The organism is Mycobacterium numidiamassiliense, assembly GCF_900157365.1.
GTDB lineage: Bacteria > Actinomycetota > Actinomycetes > Mycobacteriales > Mycobacteriaceae > Mycobacterium > Mycobacterium numidiamassiliense.
The window spans coordinates 1,765,925-1,784,423 of record NZ_FUEZ01000004.1 but is presented as its reverse complement, the minus strand read 5'-3'; the positions used below and the strand labels follow the sequence as shown (position 1 = coordinate 1,784,423).

Sequence of the window (18,499 nt, the reverse complement as noted above, 5' to 3'; positions counted from 1 at the left end):
GGTCTCCTTACTGTCCCGACTCCGTTTGCGGAAGCAACCACGGCTCTTGCCAACTGTGGTGACCGCGCAGCAGGGACTGCGCGGCTTCGGGTCCCCAGGACCCGCGCTCGTACTGCTGGATTTCACACGGCTTATCGAGCAGCGATTGGACGATCCGCCATGTCTCTTCGATGCTGTCTTCTCGCGCGAACAGCTCATGGTCTCCGGTCAGCGCGGCGTGCAGCAGCACCTCATACGGCCCCTCGGGTTCACCGAGATCCGCCTCGAACGAGGAGTCCAAGCGAACGTCCTGCCACGCGTCACCGACTCGGGCCGACAACTGCAGCCGCAGCCCCGGCGCGGGATCGATGCGCAGCACAATCTGATTGGCATCGGCCGGCCGGTGCCCCGGCGGAAAGGCCAACCTGGGCACCCGCTCCAGAAACAGCCGCACTTCGGTGACGCGCTCGGGCAGACCCTTGCCGGCGCGCAAAAAGATCGGCACACCGGCCCAGCGCCAGTTGTCGATCTCGGTGCGCAGCGCGACGAACGTCTCGGTCTGCGAATCCCTTTGCACGCCAGGGATATCCGTGTAGCCGCGGTACTGACCCCGCACGCAGCGCTTGGGATCCAGCGCCGGAATGGCGCGGAACAACTCGGCCTTCTTATCGTTCACGTCGTCGGCGCTTGTTCCGACCGGAGGATCCATAGCGACCAGCGCGAGCACCTGCAGCAGATGGTTTTGCACGACGTCGCGCAGCGCACCGACCGGATCGTAAAACTTGCCGCGGTCCTCCACCCCGATGTTCTCGGCCATGGTGATGTGGATCTCGGAAACGCTGTGGCGGTCCCAGACCGCGGCCAGCGCCTGGTTGGCGAACCGCAGGTACTCCAGCTCGACCACGGGCCGCTTGCCCAGGAAGTGATCGACCCGCATGATCTGGTCTTCGTCGAGCACGTCGCGCAGCCGGGCGTTGAGCTCACGCGCAGAGTTCAGGTCGTGGCCGAACGGCTTTTCCACAGCCACCCGCGCATCTTCCACCAACCCGGCCTTGCCGAGATTCTCGACGATGGGCGCGAACAGGAACGGCGGCATTTCCAGGTAGTAGAGAGGACGCTTCCCCGATCCGATTCGCTTGGCCAGCTGCTCGTAGAGCGACGTGTCGGTGACGTCGCCGTGGATGTAGTCCAACCGCCCGGCCAGCCGGTCGAACACCGCGTCGTCGATCTTCTCCCCGGAGTCGTTGATGGCCCCCCGGGCGCGTTCGATTAATTGCTGGACGCTCATGTCGTCGCTGGCCACCCCGATGATCGGGCAGCCCAGCAGCTTGCGGGACTCCAATCGGTACAGGGCACGAAACGTCATCTTGCGCGCGAGATCACCGGTAATGCCAAAGATCACCATCAGATTCGATGAACCACCACCGTCGTCGGCCACGACCGAAACCTCCCAAAAGCCACCAAATGGGTTTACTGGGGATGCACTACCCGGGGCGTTCGAGGTCAACCCTAGACATTGCTTATAGGGCCGACAACCGGAAGCCACCGGGCGCTTTGCAAGGATGCTGACGTGGGTGACGTGCTGCACATCGCGATCTATGCCCTGGCCGGAGTCGCCGCCGTCGAGGCAGGCGCACTCGCGGTGTTGTGGAGGTTGCTCTTACGTAGCCGCGAGGAGGCCGAGGAGTTACGGCAGCGTGCCGACACCCGCAATTGGCTGATCTCCGGTGGCCGCGAGGCGGTCAAGACTGTGTGGAACACCGCGAACATCATGCGCAAGGAGGGCTTTGGCGCCGCGGTACGCGGATCGATCGAGGAACTGGCCGACTGGGCCGAGGTCGAGCGGCCCGACCTGGCCCGGGTCACGCCCGACGGCCGGGTGGTGATTGTGTTCTCCGACATCGAAGAGTCCACCGCGCTCAACGAGCGGATCGGCGACCGCGCGTTCGTCAAGCTGATCAGCTCGCACGACAAGCTGGTCTCCAACCTGGTGCGGCGCCGGTCCGGTCATGTGGTGAAGAGCCAAGGAGACGGATTCATGATCGCCTTCGCCCGGGCTGAGGAGGCGGTGCACTGCGCCATCGACCTTCAACACGAGCTGCGCAAGGACGCAAAGCGCAAGCGGTACGAGGAGATTCGGGTGCGGATCGGCATCCACATGGGACGTTCGGTGCGCCGGGGCGACGATCTGTTCGGGCGCAATGTCGCGATGGCGGCGCGGGTGGCCGCCGAAGCCGTCGGCGGCCAGGTCCTGGTGAGCCAGCCGGTCCGCGACGCGCTGAGCGAGTGCCCCGACGTTTCGTTCGACGAGGGCCGCGACGTCGAGTTGAAGGGCTTCGCCGGCAGCTATCGGTTGTTCGCGGTTGCGGCCGGGCCGGACGAGGAGTCGGATTCGGCCAGCCGCTGATGTAGCCGAGCCCGGATCTGGTCGGGGGTGTAGGCCTGACGCTTGCGCTGATCGCGCACCACCAGCGCACCGCCGGCGACGACGCCCGCAACACCGGCCAGCCCAACCCATTTCCATATGCTGCGCATGACCACAGGCTAGCCTTGGGGCCCAATGGACACGTTGCGCGACAAGGTGTGCGTCATTACTGGGGCGGCCAGCGGTATCGGTCGCGCCATCGCCCACGCCCTGGCCGACCGGGGTGCACACATCGTTGCGGTCGATCTCGACGACGACGGCGTCCGGGCGCTCGCTGACGAACTCGGCACAACGGCACTCGCGCACCGGGCCGACGTCTCGGATCCCGATGCGTTCCAGGGTGTTCGGACCGCGACGCTGCAGCGATTCGGCCGGGCGGACGTCGTGGTCAACAACGTCGGTGTACTGACAAACGGCCTGCCGCAAGACATTCCGGTCGCGGAGTGGCAGCGCATTCTCGACATCAATCTGATGTCGGTGGTGCGCAGCAACGCCGCCTTTGTGCCGTTGCTGCTCGAGCAGGGCCGCGGACACCTGGTCAACACCGCGTCGTTCGCCGGGCTCTTCACCTACGCCTACGACCGGATGCCGTATGCGGCCACCAAGGCCGCCATCGTGCAGATCAGCGAGGGCCTGGCAATCTATTTGCGGCCCAAGGGTATTGGCGTCACGCTGTTGTGCCCGGGACCGGTGCTGACGAATATCGCCGCCGCGGTGCCGACGTTCGGCGGCGGAGCTCCCCTACGGACCCCGGGCGAACAGTTCGAGCTGCTCGATCCCGCGCCCGTCGGCGAGCTGGTGGCCGATGCGATTGTGCGCAACCGATTCTTCGTGCCCACCCATCCTCAGGTTGTCGACGAGCTTCGCCGCCGCCTTGACGACTGGGACGCGTATATCGACTACCAGATCTCCCGCAAACCCCTATGAAAGGCAACATCACCGATGGCTGAATCCCGCGCCGAGGGCTTGCAAGCGTTCAAGGACATGATGCCCGGTCTGATCCCCGACGGCGTCACCAGCCTGGCCGACGACGGCGTCGCCGGTGAACTGGGTGAGTTGACCATCGATCACGTCTTCGGCGCCTTATGGACGCGCCCCGGGCTGGATCGCCGTTCGCGCAGCCTGGTCACCCTCGGCGCACTGATCGCGCTGCGGGCCTCCGAGGAACTGAAGTTCCACTTCCCGATCGCAGTGCGCAACGGGCTGACCATCGAGGAAATCGGCGAGGTGATCTACCACCTGACCGGCTACGCCGGCTACCCGGCGGCCGCCAACGCGCGCAATGTCGCACGCGAAGTGCTCTCCTAGGGCGTCGCCTGACATGCTCACCCTCGATCAGGCGCTGAACGAAACGCGAACGGGCGATCTTTGGCTGTTCCGCGGCGAGTCGGGACCCGACCGGGCAATCCAGACGTTGACCAACGCCCCGGTGAATCACGTTGGCATGACGGTGGCCATCGACGACCTGCCACCACTGATCTGGCATGCGGAACTGGGCGACAAGCTCACCGATATGTGGACCGGCACCAACCACCGCGGCGTGCAGCTCAATGATCTGCACGAGGCCGTCCTGCAATGGACGCAGCGTTACCACCAGCGCTGCTGGCTGCGCCAGTTGACGCCGCACGCCACCCGCGAGCAGGAGAACGAACTGCTGCGCGTGATAGCGCGAATGGACGGCACGGCGTTCCCCACGACTGCACGGCTGACCGCACGCTGGTTCCGTGGCCGGCTCCCGACCGCCTACGACTGGGTGCGCGGGATCCCGGTGGTGGACACGAAGGTTCGCGAGCAGACCCGACGGCGTCGAGAAGAGCGGAAGATGAGCCTGGCCACCGCCTACTGCGCGGAGACGGTGGCGATCACCTACGAGGAGATGGGGCTGCTCCTCACCGACAAGGACACCAACTGGTTCGACCCGGGCAAGTTCTGGAGCGGTGACACGCTGCCTCTGGCGCCGGGATATCAACTGGGCGAAGAAATCCAGATCGCCGTCGGTTAGTCGACCGACATTTCGCCCATCTGAGACCACCCGCTCGCCTCGATGGTCTGACTGACGATCTTGGGCGTCGACGCCAGCGCCTGCGGGAGGTCTTGCATCGCCCGCTTGAAGTGGTCGCTGTTGACGTGGACGCCGCCCGCGTCACCGTCGCGGAATGCCTCGACCAAGACGTACTCGGCCGGGTTGTCCAGGCTGCGCGACCACTCGAACCACAGGTTGCCGGCTTCGGCGCGGGTGGCGGCGGTGAACGACGCGACCAGCTCCGGCCAGCGGTCGGACCACTCCGGCTTGGTTTCGAACTTGACGACGATGAAGATCATTGCGGTCCTCGCCCCTCACTCACCGCGCAAGGATATCGCGCCGCGCGGGTCGAGCTCGAATTTCCCACACAGCAAAGTCCGCCTGGAACGCTTGTCGAAAGATTCGATAGCGCCCAGACGGACTTGGCTTGATCTTTGCTAATCCGGCGAGACGAACGCCCTGGCGACGATAGTGACGCAGCCCACAAAAGAACGCGTTCAGCGATTACTTCACTTTTGCCATGCGCGAAGTGCGATCAATGTGACTAACGTCCCGCGACGATCGGCGGGATAAATCAACACTCGGGCAATTCAAATTTTTATCAATTCGGAATTCCGGGGTCACCCGGCGGTGGCAATTCAGGAGCCGGCGGCGCCGGTGGCGCGGGAGCCGTGGCATCGACGAGGACACCGGGTGCCTGCGGCGGCGGAGGCGGTGCGTCCGGCGGCGGAGGAAGCGCGCCGTCGCCGTCTGGCGGCATCGGAAGGAACATGTGGTGGGTGAATCCGGCCTGGTAAGCGCCAGCGCCGCCGAAATGCACACCCCCGTGTTCGCCGCTGGATACCGCCGTCCCGTCCGGCAGGGTCACCGCCGTGTGGCCGCCGTTCCAGCCGATCACCAAGGCGTTGGGAGCGGTTCCATATTGAAAGCCCCGCGCTAATAGCGCGCCTTCTTCATTGCCGGTGTTGAACCTGTCCCCCCAGACCGGCCGATCCGTTGCAGCATTCGCAATCCACGACGCGAGGCCCGAACAGTCGGTACCCGCGGGCGAATCTCCACCCACAATATACGGCGTCCCCGAGACTTGGTTGACGAGGGACACCAACGTTGCAAGAACAATCATGGCGAGCGACGCTAGCAAGTGAATAGTTCGTTAACCAAAATCTGTGGCACGCATCACGTGCAATTCAAAAAATGGCGTGCACCGCATATACAGCAAACTCATTACATAAAAGCGTCGTTATTGCACCAATGGCCTGCCCGGCCCTGCCGACCCCATCAGCGGCGAGATCGCCCCGCCGAGTCGGCGAGATCGCCGGTCCAACGGCAACCGGAGACAGCGGCCGTTCCGTACGGTGAGAAGGTGCGCTCCCCCGGCACGGCAGGCCGTCATCGGCGCAACTGCGGTGTTCCAATATGGTGCTGTCGATACATGTACGCGCACTGAGGGGGCCCGATGACCGCAGCACTACCTCCGGCGGGCTGGTATCCGGACCCGTCGGGTGCGCGCGGACAACGGTATTTCGACGGCGCCGAATGGACACCCCACTACGCGAGCACGCTTTCGCTGGATCAGCGCTCCGAAATACTCGAAGAGGCGATCTCCAATCACTACCCGTGGGCCCGTGTCGAATCACGCACCCCCACCCAGGCCGTCCTCTTCCTCGGCGGCGGGGTATCGGGGTGGGCGCACGCGATGTGCGCCCTGCTCACCGTCGTCACCTGTGGCCTGTTCGGCATCATCTGGCTGGTCGTGGCCGCGACCTCACCGGAGCGGCGTGCCTATGTAGCGGTCGACTCGTACGGCAACGTCACCTTCAACTAGCCGCCTCGGACCGTCGGGCAGTTCACTCAAAGTTCAAGTCCCCTTGGGCTATTGCTCGTCGCCGGCGGGCACCGCTGAAGGCATGACTTCAACTACCACCCTCAAGAAACTATTGCCGACATCACTTATGGCCGCGTCTGTGCTGCTTTGCTCGGTCCCGGCGGTCGCTAACGCTGCCCCGGACAGCAGGTCGGCCTATCTGACCTCACTCAATCAGCACGGCGTCTCGTACCACGACCCGAACCACATCGTCGCTGTCGGCACCACTTTCTGCCACGAGTTGCGCAACCAACTCCCAGCGGACGAGGCGGTGAACAGGATCCAGGGCATGGGCTACTCGGACCAACAAGCGCACGTGATCGCCGCCAGCGCCGTGTTGTCCTTCTGCCCGGACATGGACAACGACGCCAAATAGCGTCGGCGTTCGGGGCCAAATAGACGAACGTGCCGACATTCGCATCGCCTGGCTAAAATTGGTGAATTCACCCAGGAGGATGCCATGGCGGTAAGAGCCGTTGCGTTGCTAGTCCTCGCCGTGGGGCTGGCCGCCCCGGCCTATGCGGACTCCACTGACGACGCATTCATCGCCAACCTCAGCACCTCGGGCATGGATTACGGCGCACCCGACAGGGCGATCCAGGTCGCGAAAACCGTCGTTTGCGGCACATTGGGCAAAAACCCCAACACCAGCAACGCGGATCTGACCGCCAAGGTCGCCAGCGCCACCAACTGGCCACCGCTCAATGCCGCCTACTTCACCGGGGCTGCCATTCAGGCCTACTGCCCGCAGTACGGCTCTCTTGCATGTAACCATGCGCCCGCCCGTCCCCAGCCTGGCGCCGTCGCTCCCCCCGAAGCCGTCAATTCAGTCGACGTAACGCCGGGACACCTAGACGGTGAACCGGCCGGGCGGGCGCATGGTTACATGATTGCGCCCGGCGAAGTCAGCGACACAGGTTCGGTCCGATCAGCTTCGCCCCCGTCTACGTTCAGGAGTCTTCCATGGCCGACGCCGATGCCGCGGCGATCCGAGCGACGCGAGGTGACTGGATCAGCGAGCACCTCGAGACCTATCTGACCTCCGGTGGCACAAGGGGTCACATCTTGGACCTGAGCGAGGTCGGGGGCCGCAAGCTGACCACGCATTGCTTGATCAAGTGTGTCGGCCGCAAGTCGGCAAAGGTCTACGTCAGGCCGTTGATCTACGGCAACGTCGGGGGCGAGATCGTGATCGTCGCATCGAAGGGCGGTGCCGACACGCATCCAGCGTGGTACTTAAACATCTTGGAGAGCAAGACGATTGGCGTCCAGATCGCTACGGAAGCGTTCGAGGCCACGTGGCGGGAACCCGAAGGCGAGGAGCGTCATCGGGTGTGGGAGTACATGGCCCACCTGTACCCGCCCTACCTGAGTTATCAGCGGTCAACCAGTCGTCAAATCCCGCTGGTGATGTTGGCGCCCGTGCGGCCGATCGACGTCTTCTCCGCGGATGGGTTGCGATAACCCCGTCGGGGCCTAGAGCCCACCGCTTCGACGTAGTTGCCTAGACGTTGAACCTGAATTCGACCACGTCGCCGTCGGCCATGACGTAGTCCTTGCCTTCCATCCGGACCTTGCCGGCCGCCTTGGCCGCCGCCATGGACCCGGCGGCAATCAAATCGTCGTAGGAGACGATTTCGGCTTTGATGAAGCCCTTCTCGAAGTCGGTGTGAATCACCCCGGCGGCCTTTGGCGCGGTATCGCCTTGATGAATTACCCACGCGCGCGCCTCTTTTGGGCCCGCCGTCAGGTAGGTCTGCAGCTTCAGGGTGTGAAAACCGGCCCGCGCCAATGCATCTAGTCCACGCTCGGTCTGCCCGATGGACTCCAGCAGCTCGGCGGCCGACTCGTCGTCGAGCTCTTGCAGTTCGGCCTCGATCTTCGCGTCCAGGAACACCGCGTCGGCGGGTGCGACCATCGCGCACAGCTCGGCCTTGCGGGCATCGTCGGTCAGCACGGACTCGTCGGAGTTGAACACGTACAGAAACGGCTTGGTGGTCATCAGGTTCAGCTCGCGCAGCAGCGACGCGTCGACACCGGCCGCGAAGAGCGTCTTGCCCGAATCCAGCACAGCCCCCGCAGCGACGGCCGCCTCGTACACGGTCTTGCGCTCCTTGTTGTTGCGGGCTTCCTTCTCCAGCCGCGGAACGGCCTTCTCGAGCGTCTGCATGTCAGCGAGGATCAGCTCGGTCTCGATCACCTCGATATCGGAGCATGGATCGACCTTGCCGTCGACGTGCACGACGTCGTCGTCCGCGAATACCCGCACCACCTGGCAGATCGCGTCACACTCGCGGATGTTGGCCAGGAACTTGTTGCCCAGCCCAGCACCCTCGGAGGCCCCCTTCACGATTCCGGCGATGTCGACAAACGTCACCGGCGCCGGCACCGTCTTCTCGGAACCGAACAACTCCGCCAGCTTGTCGAGTCGCGGATCGGGCAGCGCTACGACGCCCTCGTTCGGTTCGATGGTGGCGAACGGGTAGTTGGCCGCCACCACGTTGTTCCGGGTCAGCGCGTTGAACAGCGTGGACTTACCGACGTTGGGCAGTCCCACGATTCCCAGACTCAGGCTCACGGGGAACCAAGTCTAGGGCTCGCCGACACCGCCGACCGCCACGCACCTCGCCGAGGACCGTCGGGTGTGCCCAAGCGGTGGCACGCCAGGCTTCGCTACAAGGTATTTACGAGCGTTTGGTCGCGTAGCCGGTACGGTCTACATGTGTCAGAAGTGCGGGAAAGCGCGACGGTAGAACCTGCCCAGCGCTCCATTTACCCGAGCATCGCGGGTGTGCCGTGGTGGATTGCCCTGCTCATCGCCGTCACCGCGACCGCCATCGGGTACGGAATCGACGCAGGATCCGGCCACAAGGAGCTGACCAGCGTCTTCGCCGGCTTTTATATAGCCGGCTGCGTCATTGCGGTGCTGGCGGTGCGTCAGGATGGCGTGTTCACCACGGTCATCCAGCCGCCACTAATACTGTTCTGCGCCGTGCCGGGCGCCTACTGGCTGTTCCACGGCGGCAAACTCGGCAGCCTCAAAGACCTGCTGATCAACTGCGGCTATCCCCTCATCGAGCGTTTCCCGCTCATGCTGGGCACCGCCGGAGGCATCCTGCTGATCGGTCTGGTCCGGTGGTACTTCGGGATGTCACACCGCACGGCCACCGCGCGCGACACCACCGACGAGACGGCCGACGCCGACGGCGCCAAGTCCTTCTTCCTCAGCAGCATCGGCGCGAAACTAAACTCGCTGCTGGGCATCGACTCCGACGAGGACGACACCAATGAGGCGGCGGCCGCGGGTTCGCGGCGGACCACCGCAAGCCGCACATCGCAGCGGAGCGCCACCAGAACGAACCGGGCCGCCGGCAGGTCTGGCGCCCGGCCCAGCCGCAACGGCTCCCGGCATGCCCGACCGCCACTGGACGACGAGCAGGACCCCGCCGTCGAGCATCGCCGACGCCGCCGCCCGGCGCCGCCGCACGACTACGATCCCGACGACCCGGCCCGCCGGTCGCGCCGGCGTCCGCGGCCGCCCGCTGATTCCGATCCGCGCGGCCAGGCTCCCCGGGACAACCGTCGCGAGCAGCGCGGCTATCGCGATCCCTACGAGCGCTCCGCGCCGCGTGGCAGCCGCTTTGACGGCTACGAGCCGTACGAATCACCGGGCCAGGCGAGGCGCTTCGCGCCCCATGAACCGTACGAATACAACCCGCCGTCGGAGCCTCGCCGCCGCCGCCCCGCACCGAACGGGACCAGCGGCACGAACGGCGCCAACCCGACTCACCACCCGATCTCGCAGGTCCGTTACCGGGGATCCGGCCCGGAGGAGCCGCATCAGGAGCGCCGCGGACGGTCCCGCGCGCCCGGCCGCGCCCAGGACCCTTCCAGGGCCGATTCCTGGGAGTACGACGTCTAGAGCATCGTCTAGAGCATCGTCTAGAGCATCGTCTAGAGCATCGTCTAGAGCATCGTCTAGAGCATCGTCTAGAGCATCGTCTAGAGCATCGTCTAGAGCATGGAGCGGATTTCGCGGGGCAGCGCGAACACCAGCGTCTCCTGGGCCGTCGTGACAGGCTGCACCACGTCATAGCCGCATTCGGCAAGGCGCGCCAGCACCCCACGCACCAAAACCTCGGGAACCGAGGCCCCGGACGTGACGCCTACCGTCGTCACGCCGTCCAGCCAGGCCGGGTCGATATCGTCGGCCCAGTCGACCAGGTGCGCGGCGTGCGCGCCGCCGCCCAATGCCACTTCGACCAGCCGCACCGAGTTCGATGAGTTGCGCGAACCCACCACGATGACCAGCTCACACTCGGGCGCCATCGCTTTGACCGCGACCTGGCGATTCTGGGTCGCATAGCAAATGTCGTCGCTGGGCGGATCCTGCAGCTTGGGGAAACGCTGCCGCAGCCGCTCGACGATCTCCATGGTTTCGTCGACCGACAGCGTGGTCTGCGACAGCCACACCACCTTGTTCTCGTCGCGGACCGTCACGTTGTCCACTGAGGCGACCCCGTCGACCAGCTGCACATGCTCGGGCGCTTCCCCGGCGGTGCCGACGACCTCCTCGTGCCCTTCGTGGCCGATCAGCAGGATGTCGTAGTCGTTGCGGGCGAATCGCCGGGCCTCGTTGTGCACCTTGGTGACCAACGGGCAGGTGGCGTCGATGGTGTGCAGGTTACGTTCGGCGGCCGCGATGTGCACCGTGGGTGCGACGCCGTGCGCGGAGAACACCACGATGGCGCCCTCGGGGACCTGATCGGTCTCCTCGACGAACACCGCGCCGGCCTTTTCCAGGGTGTCGACGACGTGCCGGTTGTGCACGATCTCGTGGCGCACGTAGACCGGGGCGCCGTGCTTTTCCAGCGCACGCTCCACCGTCTCGACGGCCCGGTCCACACCCGCGCAGTAGCCACGCGGCTCGGCCAGCAGCACCCGCTTTCCGATTGGTTCGATGGCGACTGAGCTGGCCGCACCCGGAATCCCCATGTCGATCGTTGGCGGCATGCCCTCAAGGGTACTTGCCCCCCGGCTCGCGGCGCTGGGCTTGGAGTTTGGCCGTCGCTTAAGGCAATCTTGGACCCATGGCTTCTGCACCGTACGGAGTTCGGCTGCTGGTCGGCGCGGCGACAGTCGCCGTCGAGGAGACGATCAGGCTGCCGAAGACGATCCTGATGTACCCGATGACGTTAGCCAGTCAGGCGGCGCAGATCGTGATGCGGTTCCAGCAGAATCTGGCTGAGCTGGTGATCAAGGGCGACAGCACCCTGGAATCGATTTTTCCGCCCAAGGAGGAAAACCCCGAGTGGGCCACGTTCGACGAGGACTCGGCCGACGGGATTGAGGGCGTTCCCACCGAATTGCCCGACGGCGCGGGCGGCGATCGCCGGGCCGAGGGCCGCTTCGCTCTGTACTCCGTCGCCGATGCCGCGCTGGACGCGGGCGCGCCGGCCAAGCCCGCGGAGCATTCGAACAACTCGGTTGTCGAGCCGTCGGTCGCGGCCGAGCTCGACTATCCGGCGCTGACGCTGGCGCAGCTGCGGGCCCGCCTGCAGTCGCTCAGTGTGGACGAACTCGAAGCGCTGCTGGCCTACGAGCAGGCCACCAAGGCTCGTGCCCCGTTCGAGACGCTGCTGGCCAACAGGATCACCCGCGCGAACGCGAAGTGACCCGACCGGCCAATTCGGAGGCCAACTCGGCCGAGAACCCTTTCCCGGTTCGCGCAGTTGCGATCCGGGTCGCCGGCTGGATCGACAAACTGGGCACTGTCTGGGTGGAGGGCCAGCTGGCCCAGATCAACATGCGGTCGGACTCCAAGACCGTGTTCATGGTGTTGCGTGACCCGGCCGCCGATATGTCGTTGACCGTGACGTGCCCGCGCGACCTGGTGCTGAATGCTCCGGTGAAATTGGCCGAGGGTACCCAAGTGGTGGTGTGCGGCAAACCGTCGTTCTATACCGGGCGCGGCACATTTTCCTTGCGGCTCAGTGAGATTCGCGCCGTCGGCATCGGTGAACTGTTGGCGCGCATCGACCGGCTGCGCCGCCTGCTGGACGCCGAAGGACTCTTCGACCCTCGACTTAAGCGGCCAATCCCCTTCCTGCCCAACATGATCGGACTGATCACCGGTCGCGCGAGTGCGGCAGAGCGCGACGTGACGACCGTGGCCAGCACCCGCTGGCCCGCTGTGCGTTTCGCCGTGCGCAACACCGTCGTCCAGGGGCCCAACGCCGTCGCGCAGATCGTGGAGGCACTCCGTGAACTCGATCGGCACCCAGACGTCGACGTGATCGTGGTGGCCCGTGGCGGCGGCAGCGTCGAGGACCTGCTTCCGTTTTCCGACGAGACGCTGTGCCGGGCGATCGCGGCCTGCCGCACCCCGGTGATCAGCGCCGTCGGTCATGAGCCCGATAATCCGTTGTGCGACTTGGTCGCCGATCTGCGCGCGGCCACTCCCACCGATGCCGCCAAGAAGATGGTTCCGGACACCGCCGCCGAGCAGCGGTTGGTGGGCGACCTGCGCCGGCGTAGCGCCCAGGCCCTGCGCAATTGGGTCTCCCGCGAACAACGAGCGCTGACCCAGTTGCGTAGCCGCCCGGTGCTGGCGGAGCCGCTGACCGCCTTGCGGATTCGCGCCGAAGAGATTCACCGCGCCCGCTCGGCGGTGCGCCGCGACGTCACCCGACTGCTCGCCGCGGAGTCCGAGCGCGTCGGTCACCTGGGCGCACGGCTGGCCACCTTGGGTCCGGCGGCCACGTTGGCCCGTGGCTATGCGGTGGTGCAGACCGTCGACGGGGAACCCGCCACGGTGCTGCGCTCGGTGCGCGATGCGCCGGCGGGGGCCCGGCTGCGGGTGCGAGTTTCCGATGGCGCCATCGCGGCGGTGAGTGAAGGGCTGACCGATGGTCACTGACGAAGACGGCGGCGGGGCCCGGCAGGTTACGCCCATTAGTCAACTTGGCTACGAAGCGTGCCGAGACGAGCTGATCGAAGTTGTCCGGCTGCTGGAGCAGGGCGGCCTGGATCTGGATGCATCGCTGACGCTATGGGAACGGGGCGAACAACTGGCGAAACGATGCGAAGAGCACTTAGCTGGTGCCCGTAAGCGCGTCGAGGATGCGCTTGCCGCCGGTCAGGCCGAGGAAGGCTGAACCGACCCCGCGATGCAACATTATTTTCGGAATTGGAACACGTTACAGTTAGGCTTTACGACATGGGTGATTCATCGTTGACCACCGAACTGGGCCGCGTCCTGGTTACCGGCGGCTCGGGATTTGTGGGCGCCAATCTGGTGACCACCTTGCTCGACCGCGGGTACCAGGTGCGATCGTTCGACCGTGCCCCCTCGCCGCTGCCGCAGCATCCACACCTGGAGGTGCTGCAGGGCGACGTCACCGACCCGGCCGTCTGCGCCGCAGCGGTGGATGGCATCGACACGGTATTCCACACCGCGGCGATCATCGAGCTGATGGGCGGCGCGTCGGTGACCGACGAATACCGCAAGCGCAGCTTCGGAATCAACGTCGGTGGCACGGAGAACCTGGTGCACGCCGGGCAGGCTTCGGGCGTCAAGCGATTCGTCTACACGTCGTCCAACAGCGTGGTGATGGGCGGTCAGAACATTCCCGGCGGCGACGAGACGCTGCCTTACACCCACCGATTCAATGACCTCTACACCGAGACCAAGGTCGTCGCTGAGCGGTTCGTGTTGTCCCAGAACGGTGTTGGGGGCATGCTCACGTGTGCGATCCGCCCCAGCGGCATCTGGGGCCGCGGCGATCAGACGATGTTTCGCAAGCTGTTCGAGAGTGTGATCGCGGGCCACGTCAAGGTGCTGGTCGGTCGCAAGTCGGCCCGGCTGGATAACTCCTACGTAGACAATCTGATTCACGGTTTCATCCTGGCCGCCGAGCATCTGGTTCCCGGCGGGACCGCGCCCGGGCAGGCGTACTTCATCAATGACGCCGAGCCGATCAACATGTTCGAGTTCGCCCGGCCGGTGGTCGAGGCGTGCGGCGTGAATTGGCCCCGCATTCGGGTAAACGGCCCCGTGGTCCGCGCGGCGATGACCGGTTGGCAGCGGCTGCACTTCCGGTTCGGAATACCTGCGCCGCTGCTGGAGCCGCTGGCCGTGGAGCGGCTCTATCTGGACAACTACTTCTCGGTCGCGAAGGCATCCAGGGATCTCGGCTATGAGCCGTTGTTCACCACCGAGCAGGCCCTCAAGGAATGCCTGCCGTACTACGTCGACATGTTCGCGCAGATGAAAGCCCAGACCCCGGTCGCCAAGCCAGCGGTCAGCACCTCACGCTAAAAGCCCTCGGCCCCAACGAAAAACGGCGCGGGTGAACACCGAATTCACACTCACTCAAAAACGTGCCCTCGCGGTCTTCACGGTGATCGCGTTGGCGTTCGGCGCTTATTTTCTGCGTGGTTTCTTTGTCCTCATCGTGGTCGCGGCGGTCGGGGCGTACTTGTTCTCGCCACTGTTCTCCTGGTTCAACCGGCGTCTCGGCACCGGATTGTCGGCCACCTGCACACTGTTGTCGGCACTGATCGCGGTGATCGTGCCGATCGGACTCCTCGTGGTCCTGGCGGTCGTCCAGATTTCGCGCATGCTCAGCAGCGTCGCCGGGTGGGTCAAAGCCACCGACCCGAGCGCGCTCGGCGACACAGTGCTGCACGCCGCCAACGCGCTGCTGGCGCGAATTCCCTTCCTGCACATCACGGTAACGTCGGAGATGTTGCACAAGGCGATGGTCGCCGGGGCGCAGAACGCCGGCCAATGGCTCTTGCATTTCCTGCAGGGCGCCGCCGGAAATATCGCCGTTGCCGTCACGTACGCGATCATCTTTCTGTACGTGTTCCTCGCGCTGCTGGTCCACCGGGACAAGATGTTGACCCTGATCGGCCAGCTCAACCCGCTCGGCGACGAGGTCACCGACCTCTACCTGAGGAAGACGGGCGCCATGGTGCGCGGCACCGTGTTCGGCCAGTTCGTGATTGCGCTCTGCCAAGGTGTTGCCGGCGCCGCGTCGATCTATCTCGCCGGATTCCACCACGGCTTCTTCATTTTCGCGATCCTGCTGACAGCGCTATCGATCATTCCACTGGGCGGCGGGATCGTGACGATCCCGTTCGGCATCGGAATGATCTTTTACGGCAACATTTTCGGCGGGGCGTTCGTGGTGCTCTGGCATCTGCTGGTGGTCACCAACATCCATAACGTCTTGCGCCCCATCCTGGTCCCCCGGGACGCTCGACTGAATCCGGCGCTGATGCTGCTTGCGGTGTTCGCCGGAATCGCCATGTTCGGCCCGTGGGGCATCGTCATCGGGCCGGTGCTGATGATCCTCATCGTCACCACCCTCGACGTCTACCTGGCGGTCTACCGGGGCGTCGAACTGATACAAACGCCGGACACGGCGCCCGCGCGCCCCAGCTGGCTGCCGCGCCGCAAGAAGCGGGACGTTAAGTCAGCCGCTGAGTGAGGAATTCGACAACGCGCTTGCGTGCCTCATAGGCCGGGTGGCCGTCGACCTCGCGGACCTCGAGGGTCAGCACCGAGTGCGCAGCCTTGCCGAAACCGTGTTGATTGCCCGGGCGCGAGTCGATCTCGATCACCTCGAACGCGTCGCCGAGGCGCTCCTTGAGCACGGTGAACCGGTCGCGGGGCGACATCCAGTCCTCACTGAATCGCAGGCCGATGGCGCACAGACCCTCGTTGGCAGCGCGATCGGCGATGGTGCTCAGCTCTGACTCACTCAGCCCGGTATCGCTTCGACGCGTGCGGCCCAGCGGAAACGGCACCGAAGGTTGAGAAAGCACTGGAGCCAGCACACTGTCGTCGACCGCGGCGGCCAAGGCGAAGCCCCCGGTGAAACACTCACCGATCACGCCGACGCCCTTGCCCGGCGTCGACGCGTTGAGGTCACGGGCCAGCGCACGCAGGAACAGCGACACCGGCCGTTGTTTGTTCGTCGCGAAGGCCGCGAATTCCTTTGCCACACAGGCCCGCGCGACGGTGGCGGCGATATAGCCCGTCGTGGACGGCTTGCCCGGCTCGCCGAACAGCGACGGAATCGCGACGGTGAATCCGTTGTCCACCAAGTGATTACCCAGGCCCAGTACCCCGGGATGGATTCCGGGGATCTCGGGAATCAGCACCACCCCGGGGCCCACGCCCTTGCGGTAGACATCGTGCGTGTAGCCGCCGCCGGTGAACGGGGCCACTGACCATCCGGAAAGATCTGCTTCGGGCGCAGTCACGCGAATCCCCGCTTTCGGTTCGTCGGTTACCGGCTTGCTAACGGCGGTTGCGACTGGGTCGCCGTCGCCAGCGTACGAAACTGCTCGGCGCTTCCCGCGCCGGTGATCGCGACCTGGGTGGCGCCGGCCGGCCCGGTGAGCCGCGTGGTCCACACCGGTTCGGTGTCCGCCCCGCTCTGGCCGGCGCCGCGATAGGTGATCCAGTTGATGCCGGCCACGTCGACCGTCCCGGTCGGATACGCCGACGGATGGATCGACGCGACAAGCTTGTCCTCGTCGGCGTTGCTCTGCGTCAGGCTCAGATACATTCCGGTCGGGCTGATGTACCCCACCGTCGAGGTGGGTGCGTTCAGCCGCTGACCGTTCACCGTCCGCCCGTTGTCGATATTGCCGCGGCCCCCGGAGTTGGCCTGCCAGCCGCCGGGCAACGCGGGCAGCCGGATCGGAAAGCCCAGCGTCTGCGCATCTGCCCGCAACGCCCTCGCCGCGTCGTACGACGGGATTGTCCCGTTGTTCGTGCCCCCCGGCGCAAACGAGCACATGCCGACCAGGCCGGCCAGCACGACGCAGCCGATCAGCAACGGCACCAGCGACCAGAACATGTCCCGACCGTCCTGCAGCAGCCGCGGTTTGGCGGGCCTCGCCGCGGGCGCAGGCTCGCCAACCTCGTCGGCGTTGGGCTGCTGCTCGTCGGTCACCCCCCAAGTATCACAGCCCGCGATCGACAGCCACAGCCCAGCTCCAGTGGACCGATCTGGCTCTGGGAGAATCGGCAACCATGACAGCTGAAGGCGAGGGCTCGTTCGGATCCGGTTCCCGAGCATCCCAGCCGACCGCGGTTGCAGGCCGCGACCCGGCGCAGCCCAGGGCGCGCCGTGAAGCACCGGACCGCAACCTGGCGCTGGAATTGGTGCGGGTCACCGAGGCGGGCGCCATGGCCGCAGGTCGCTGGGTGGGCCGTGGTGACAAGGAGGGCGGCGACGGCGCGGCGGTCGACGCCATCCGCGAGCTGGTCAACTCGGTGTCGATGCGCGGCGTGGTAGTGATCGGCGAGGGCGAAAAAGACGAAGCACCCATGCTGTTCAACGGCGAAGAGGTCGGCAACGGGGACGGCCCGGAGTGTGATTTCGCCGTCGACCCGGTGGATGGCACCACGCTGATGAGCAAGGGCATGCCCAACGCCATCTCGGTGCTTGCGGTGGCCGATCGGGGCTCGATGTTCGACCCGTCGGCGGTGTTCTACATGAACAAGATCGCCGTCGGGCCCGACGCCGCGCACGTGCTGGACATCACCGCGCCGATCGCCGAGAACATCCGGGCGGTCGCTCGGGTCAAGGGCTTGTCGGTGCCCGACATGACGGTGTGCATTCTGGATCGGCCGCGGCACTCGCAGCTCATTCAGGACGTGCGCCACACCGGGGCACGCATCCGGCTGATCACCGACGGCGACGTCGCCGGCGCGATCTCCACCTGTCGCCCCGGCTCCGGCACGGACATGCTGGCCGGCATCGGCGGTACCCCGGAGGGCATCATCGCCGCGGCGGCGATCCGCTGCATGGGTGGCGCCATCCAGGCGCAGCTGGCGCCCCGCGACGACGCCGAACGCCGCAAGGCGCTCGACGCCGGCTACGACCTGGACCAGATCCTGACCACCCGGGACCTGGTGTCCGGCGACAACGTCTTCTTCTGCGCGACCGGAGTGACCGACGGCGACCTGCTGCAGGGCGTGCATTACTCCCCCGGCGGCTGCACCACTCAGTCGATCGTGATGCGTTCCAAGTCCGGCACCGTGCGCATGATCGAGGCCTACCATCGGCTCTCGAAACTCAACGAATACTCCGCCATCGACTTCACCGGCGACAGTTCGGCCGCCTACCCCCTGCCCTGATGGGCGCCGCCCGAAAACGCTGACCACCCCGACGAAGAGGAACGA

23 protein-coding genes are annotated in these 18,499 nt (G+C 65.6%); 15 read left to right on the top strand and 8 right to left on the bottom strand.

What is annotated here, in order from left to right; translation table 11 throughout:
* Nucleotides 1-7: 7 nt before the first annotated feature.
* Entirely contained in the window at nt 8-1,417 is a 1,410-nt protein-coding gene (locus MNAB215_RS17170) for a glucose-6-phosphate dehydrogenase (RefSeq protein WP_077079896.1), read from the bottom strand.
* Between the two features lie 132 nt (nt 1,418-1,549).
* Between MNAB215_RS17170 and MNAB215_RS17165 the strand changes: the two genes are divergently transcribed.
* Nucleotides 1,550-2,386, top strand: a complete 837-nt coding sequence (locus MNAB215_RS17165; RefSeq protein ID WP_077079895.1) for an adenylate/guanylate cyclase domain-containing protein — start codon at nt 1,550-1,552, stop codon at nt 2,384-2,386.
* Here the strand turns inward: MNAB215_RS17165 and MNAB215_RS17160 are convergent.
* A complete protein-coding gene (locus tag MNAB215_RS17160) occupies nt 2,326-2,514 on the bottom strand; it encodes a hypothetical protein (protein WP_077082094.1) in 189 nt (62 codons plus the stop codon). The two genes, MNAB215_RS17165 and MNAB215_RS17160, sit on opposite strands and share 61 nt — an antisense overlap.
* A gap of 25 nt (nt 2,515-2,539) precedes the next feature.
* Between MNAB215_RS17160 and MNAB215_RS17155 the strand changes: the two genes are divergently transcribed.
* Genes MNAB215_RS17155 through MNAB215_RS17145 form a run of 3 tightly spaced genes read left to right on the top strand, consistent with a single transcriptional unit; the run spans nt 2,540 to nt 4,406 of the window.
* Nucleotides 2,540-3,331 carry an SDR family oxidoreductase gene (locus MNAB215_RS17155; protein WP_077079894.1) on the top strand — a complete coding sequence of 264 codons (792 nt, stop codon included), beginning with the start codon at nt 2,540-2,542 and terminating at the stop codon, nt 3,329-3,331.
* A 15-nt stretch (nt 3,332-3,346) separates the two neighbouring features.
* A complete protein-coding gene (locus MNAB215_RS17150) occupies nt 3,347-3,712 on the top strand; it encodes a carboxymuconolactone decarboxylase family protein (protein ID WP_077079893.1) in 366 nt (121 codons plus the stop codon).
* Between the two features lie 13 nt (nt 3,713-3,725).
* Entirely contained in the window at nt 3,726-4,406 is a 681-nt protein-coding gene (locus MNAB215_RS17145) for a guanylate cyclase (RefSeq protein WP_077079892.1), read from the top strand.
* Here MNAB215_RS17145 and MNAB215_RS17140 read toward each other — a convergent pair.
* Together MNAB215_RS17140 and MNAB215_RS17135 are read right to left on the bottom strand one after the other, a co-directional pair.
* Entirely contained in the window at nt 4,403-4,726 is a 324-nt protein-coding gene (locus MNAB215_RS17140) for a putative quinol monooxygenase (protein WP_077079891.1), read from the bottom strand. The two genes, MNAB215_RS17145 and MNAB215_RS17140, sit on opposite strands and share 4 nt — an antisense overlap.
* Nucleotides 4,727-5,028: 302 nt before the next feature.
* On the bottom strand, nt 5,029-5,550 hold the full coding sequence (locus MNAB215_RS17135; protein ID WP_077079890.1) for a glycoside hydrolase: 522 nt from the start codon (nt 5,548-5,550) through the stop codon (nt 5,029-5,031).
* A 333-nt stretch (nt 5,551-5,883) separates the two neighbouring features.
* Here MNAB215_RS17135 and MNAB215_RS30035 point away from each other — a divergent pair, with 333 nt between their 5' ends.
* From MNAB215_RS30035 to MNAB215_RS17115, 4 genes are all read left to right on the top strand, one after another.
* Nucleotides 5,884-6,252, top strand: a complete 369-nt coding sequence (locus MNAB215_RS30035; protein WP_083746153.1) for a DUF2510 domain-containing protein — start codon at nt 5,884-5,886, stop codon at nt 6,250-6,252.
* Nucleotides 6,253-6,334: 82 nt separating this feature from the next.
* On the top strand, nt 6,335-6,667 hold the full coding sequence (locus MNAB215_RS17125; protein ID WP_083746152.1) for a DUF732 domain-containing protein: 333 nt from the start codon (nt 6,335-6,337) through the stop codon (nt 6,665-6,667).
* An 84-nt stretch (nt 6,668-6,751) separates the two neighbouring features.
* Nucleotides 6,752-7,330: a DUF732 domain-containing protein gene (locus MNAB215_RS17120; protein ID WP_083746151.1), complete on the top strand. Its 579-nt coding sequence runs from the start codon at nt 6,752-6,754 to the stop codon at nt 7,328-7,330.
* A complete protein-coding gene (locus MNAB215_RS17115) occupies nt 7,255-7,755 on the top strand; it encodes a nitroreductase/quinone reductase family protein (RefSeq protein ID WP_077079888.1) in 501 nt (166 codons plus the stop codon). Before MNAB215_RS17120 ends, MNAB215_RS17115 begins: the two co-directional genes overlap by 76 nt.
* Nucleotides 7,756-7,795: 40 nt before the next feature.
* Here the strand turns inward: MNAB215_RS17115 and ychF are convergent, their stop codons facing one another.
* Nucleotides 7,796-8,869: a redox-regulated ATPase YchF gene (gene ychF / locus MNAB215_RS17110; protein WP_077079887.1), complete on the bottom strand. Its 1,074-nt coding sequence runs from the start codon at nt 8,867-8,869 to the stop codon at nt 7,796-7,798.
* A 144-nt stretch (nt 8,870-9,013) separates the two neighbouring features.
* On the opposite strand from ychF, the gene MNAB215_RS17105 reads away from it, so the two are divergent.
* The gene (locus MNAB215_RS17105) at nt 9,014-10,213 is read left to right on the top strand and encodes a DUF6542 domain-containing protein (RefSeq protein WP_077079886.1); all 1,200 of its coding nucleotides are present in this window, start codon (nt 9,014-9,016) and stop codon (nt 10,211-10,213) included.
* A 92-nt stretch (nt 10,214-10,305) separates the two neighbouring features.
* On the opposite strand, the gene MNAB215_RS17100 is transcribed toward MNAB215_RS17105, so the two are convergent.
* A complete protein-coding gene (locus MNAB215_RS17100) occupies nt 10,306-11,304 on the bottom strand; it encodes a 4-hydroxy-3-methylbut-2-enyl diphosphate reductase (protein WP_077079885.1) in 999 nt (332 codons plus the stop codon).
* A 77-nt stretch (nt 11,305-11,381) separates the two neighbouring features.
* Here MNAB215_RS17100 and MNAB215_RS17095 point away from each other — a divergent pair, with 77 nt between their 5' ends.
* The 5 genes from MNAB215_RS17095 (at nt 11,382) to MNAB215_RS17075 (ending at nt 15,788) form a co-directional block, all read left to right on the top strand.
* Complete coding sequence (locus MNAB215_RS17095) at nt 11,382-11,966, top strand: lipid droplet-associated protein (RefSeq protein ID WP_077079884.1); 585 nt, start codon at nt 11,382-11,384, stop codon at nt 11,964-11,966.
* Entirely contained in the window at nt 11,963-13,210 is a 1,248-nt protein-coding gene (gene xseA, locus MNAB215_RS17090) for an exodeoxyribonuclease VII large subunit (RefSeq protein ID WP_077079883.1), read from the top strand. The genes MNAB215_RS17095 and xseA overlap by 4 nt, the downstream gene beginning before the upstream one ends.
* Nucleotides 13,200-13,448, top strand: coding sequence for an exodeoxyribonuclease VII small subunit (locus MNAB215_RS17085; protein WP_077079882.1), 249 nt, complete (start codon nt 13,200-13,202; stop codon nt 13,446-13,448). The genes xseA and MNAB215_RS17085 overlap by 11 nt, the downstream gene beginning before the upstream one ends.
* A 62-nt stretch (nt 13,449-13,510) precedes the next feature.
* Entirely contained in the window at nt 13,511-14,611 is a 1,101-nt protein-coding gene (locus MNAB215_RS17080) for a 3-beta-hydroxysteroid dehydrogenase (protein ID WP_077079881.1), read from the top strand.
* A 31-nt stretch (nt 14,612-14,642) separates the two neighbouring features.
* Nucleotides 14,643-15,788, top strand: coding sequence for an AI-2E family transporter (locus tag MNAB215_RS17075; RefSeq protein WP_077079880.1), 1,146 nt, complete (start codon nt 14,643-14,645; stop codon nt 15,786-15,788).
* Here MNAB215_RS17075 and MNAB215_RS17070 read toward each other — a convergent pair.
* Entirely contained in the window at nt 15,769-16,566 is a 798-nt protein-coding gene (locus MNAB215_RS17070) for a dienelactone hydrolase family protein (RefSeq protein WP_077079879.1), read from the bottom strand. The genes MNAB215_RS17075 and MNAB215_RS17070 overlap by 20 nt on opposite strands.
* A gap of 26 nt (nt 16,567-16,592) precedes the next feature.
* The gene (locus MNAB215_RS17065; RefSeq protein WP_077079878.1) at nt 16,593-17,264 is read right to left on the bottom strand and encodes a DUF4245 domain-containing protein; all 672 of its coding nucleotides are present in this window, start codon (nt 17,262-17,264) and stop codon (nt 16,593-16,595) included.
* 80 nt (nt 17,265-17,344) lie between these two features.
* Between MNAB215_RS17065 and glpX the strand changes: the two genes are divergently transcribed.
* Nucleotides 17,345-18,454 (top strand): class II fructose-bisphosphatase, encoded by a 1,110-nt coding sequence (gene glpX, locus MNAB215_RS17060; RefSeq protein ID WP_077079877.1) that lies wholly within the window; start codon nt 17,345-17,347, stop codon nt 18,452-18,454.
* Nucleotides 18,455-18,499: the final 45 nt, after the last annotated feature.

What these genes read in the sequence shown, in the direction of transcription:
- MNAB215_RS17160 (WP_077082094.1), bottom strand. Translation starts at nt 2,514, where the DNA reads ATGCGCAGCATATGGAAATGGGTTGGGCTGGCCGGTGTTGCGGGCGTC.
- MNAB215_RS17155 (WP_077079894.1), top strand. Translation starts at nt 2,540, where the DNA reads ATGGACACGTTGCGCGACAAGGTGTGCGTCATTACTGGGGCGGCCAGC.
- MNAB215_RS17150 (WP_077079893.1), top strand. Translation starts at nt 3,347, where the DNA reads ATGGCTGAATCCCGCGCCGAGGGCTTGCAAGCGTTCAAGGACATGATG.
- MNAB215_RS17145 (WP_077079892.1), top strand. Translation starts at nt 3,726, where the DNA reads ATGCTCACCCTCGATCAGGCGCTGAACGAAACGCGAACGGGCGATCTT.
- MNAB215_RS17140 (WP_077079891.1), bottom strand. Translation starts at nt 4,726, where the DNA reads ATGATCTTCATCGTCGTCAAGTTCGAAACCAAGCCGGAGTGGTCCGAC.
- MNAB215_RS17135 (WP_077079890.1), bottom strand. Translation starts at nt 5,550, where the DNA reads ATGATTGTTCTTGCAACGTTGGTGTCCCTCGTCAACCAAGTCTCGGGG.
- MNAB215_RS30035 (WP_083746153.1), top strand. Translation starts at nt 5,884, where the DNA reads ATGACCGCAGCACTACCTCCGGCGGGCTGGTATCCGGACCCGTCGGGT.
- MNAB215_RS17125 (WP_083746152.1), top strand. Translation starts at nt 6,335, where the DNA reads ATGACTTCAACTACCACCCTCAAGAAACTATTGCCGACATCACTTATG.
- MNAB215_RS17120 (WP_083746151.1), top strand. Translation starts at nt 6,752, where the DNA reads ATGGCGGTAAGAGCCGTTGCGTTGCTAGTCCTCGCCGTGGGGCTGGCC.
- MNAB215_RS17115 (WP_077079888.1), top strand. Translation starts at nt 7,255, where the DNA reads ATGGCCGACGCCGATGCCGCGGCGATCCGAGCGACGCGAGGTGACTGG.
- MNAB215_RS17100 (WP_077079885.1), bottom strand. Translation starts at nt 11,304, where the DNA reads ATGCCGCCAACGATCGACATGGGGATTCCGGGTGCGGCCAGCTCAGTC.
- MNAB215_RS17095 (WP_077079884.1), top strand. Translation starts at nt 11,382, where the DNA reads ATGGCTTCTGCACCGTACGGAGTTCGGCTGCTGGTCGGCGCGGCGACA.
- MNAB215_RS17085 (WP_077079882.1), top strand. Translation starts at nt 13,200, where the DNA reads ATGGTCACTGACGAAGACGGCGGCGGGGCCCGGCAGGTTACGCCCATT.
- MNAB215_RS17080 (WP_077079881.1), top strand. Translation starts at nt 13,511, where the DNA reads ATGGGTGATTCATCGTTGACCACCGAACTGGGCCGCGTCCTGGTTACC.
- glpX (WP_077079877.1), top strand. Translation starts at nt 17,345, where the DNA reads ATGACAGCTGAAGGCGAGGGCTCGTTCGGATCCGGTTCCCGAGCATCC.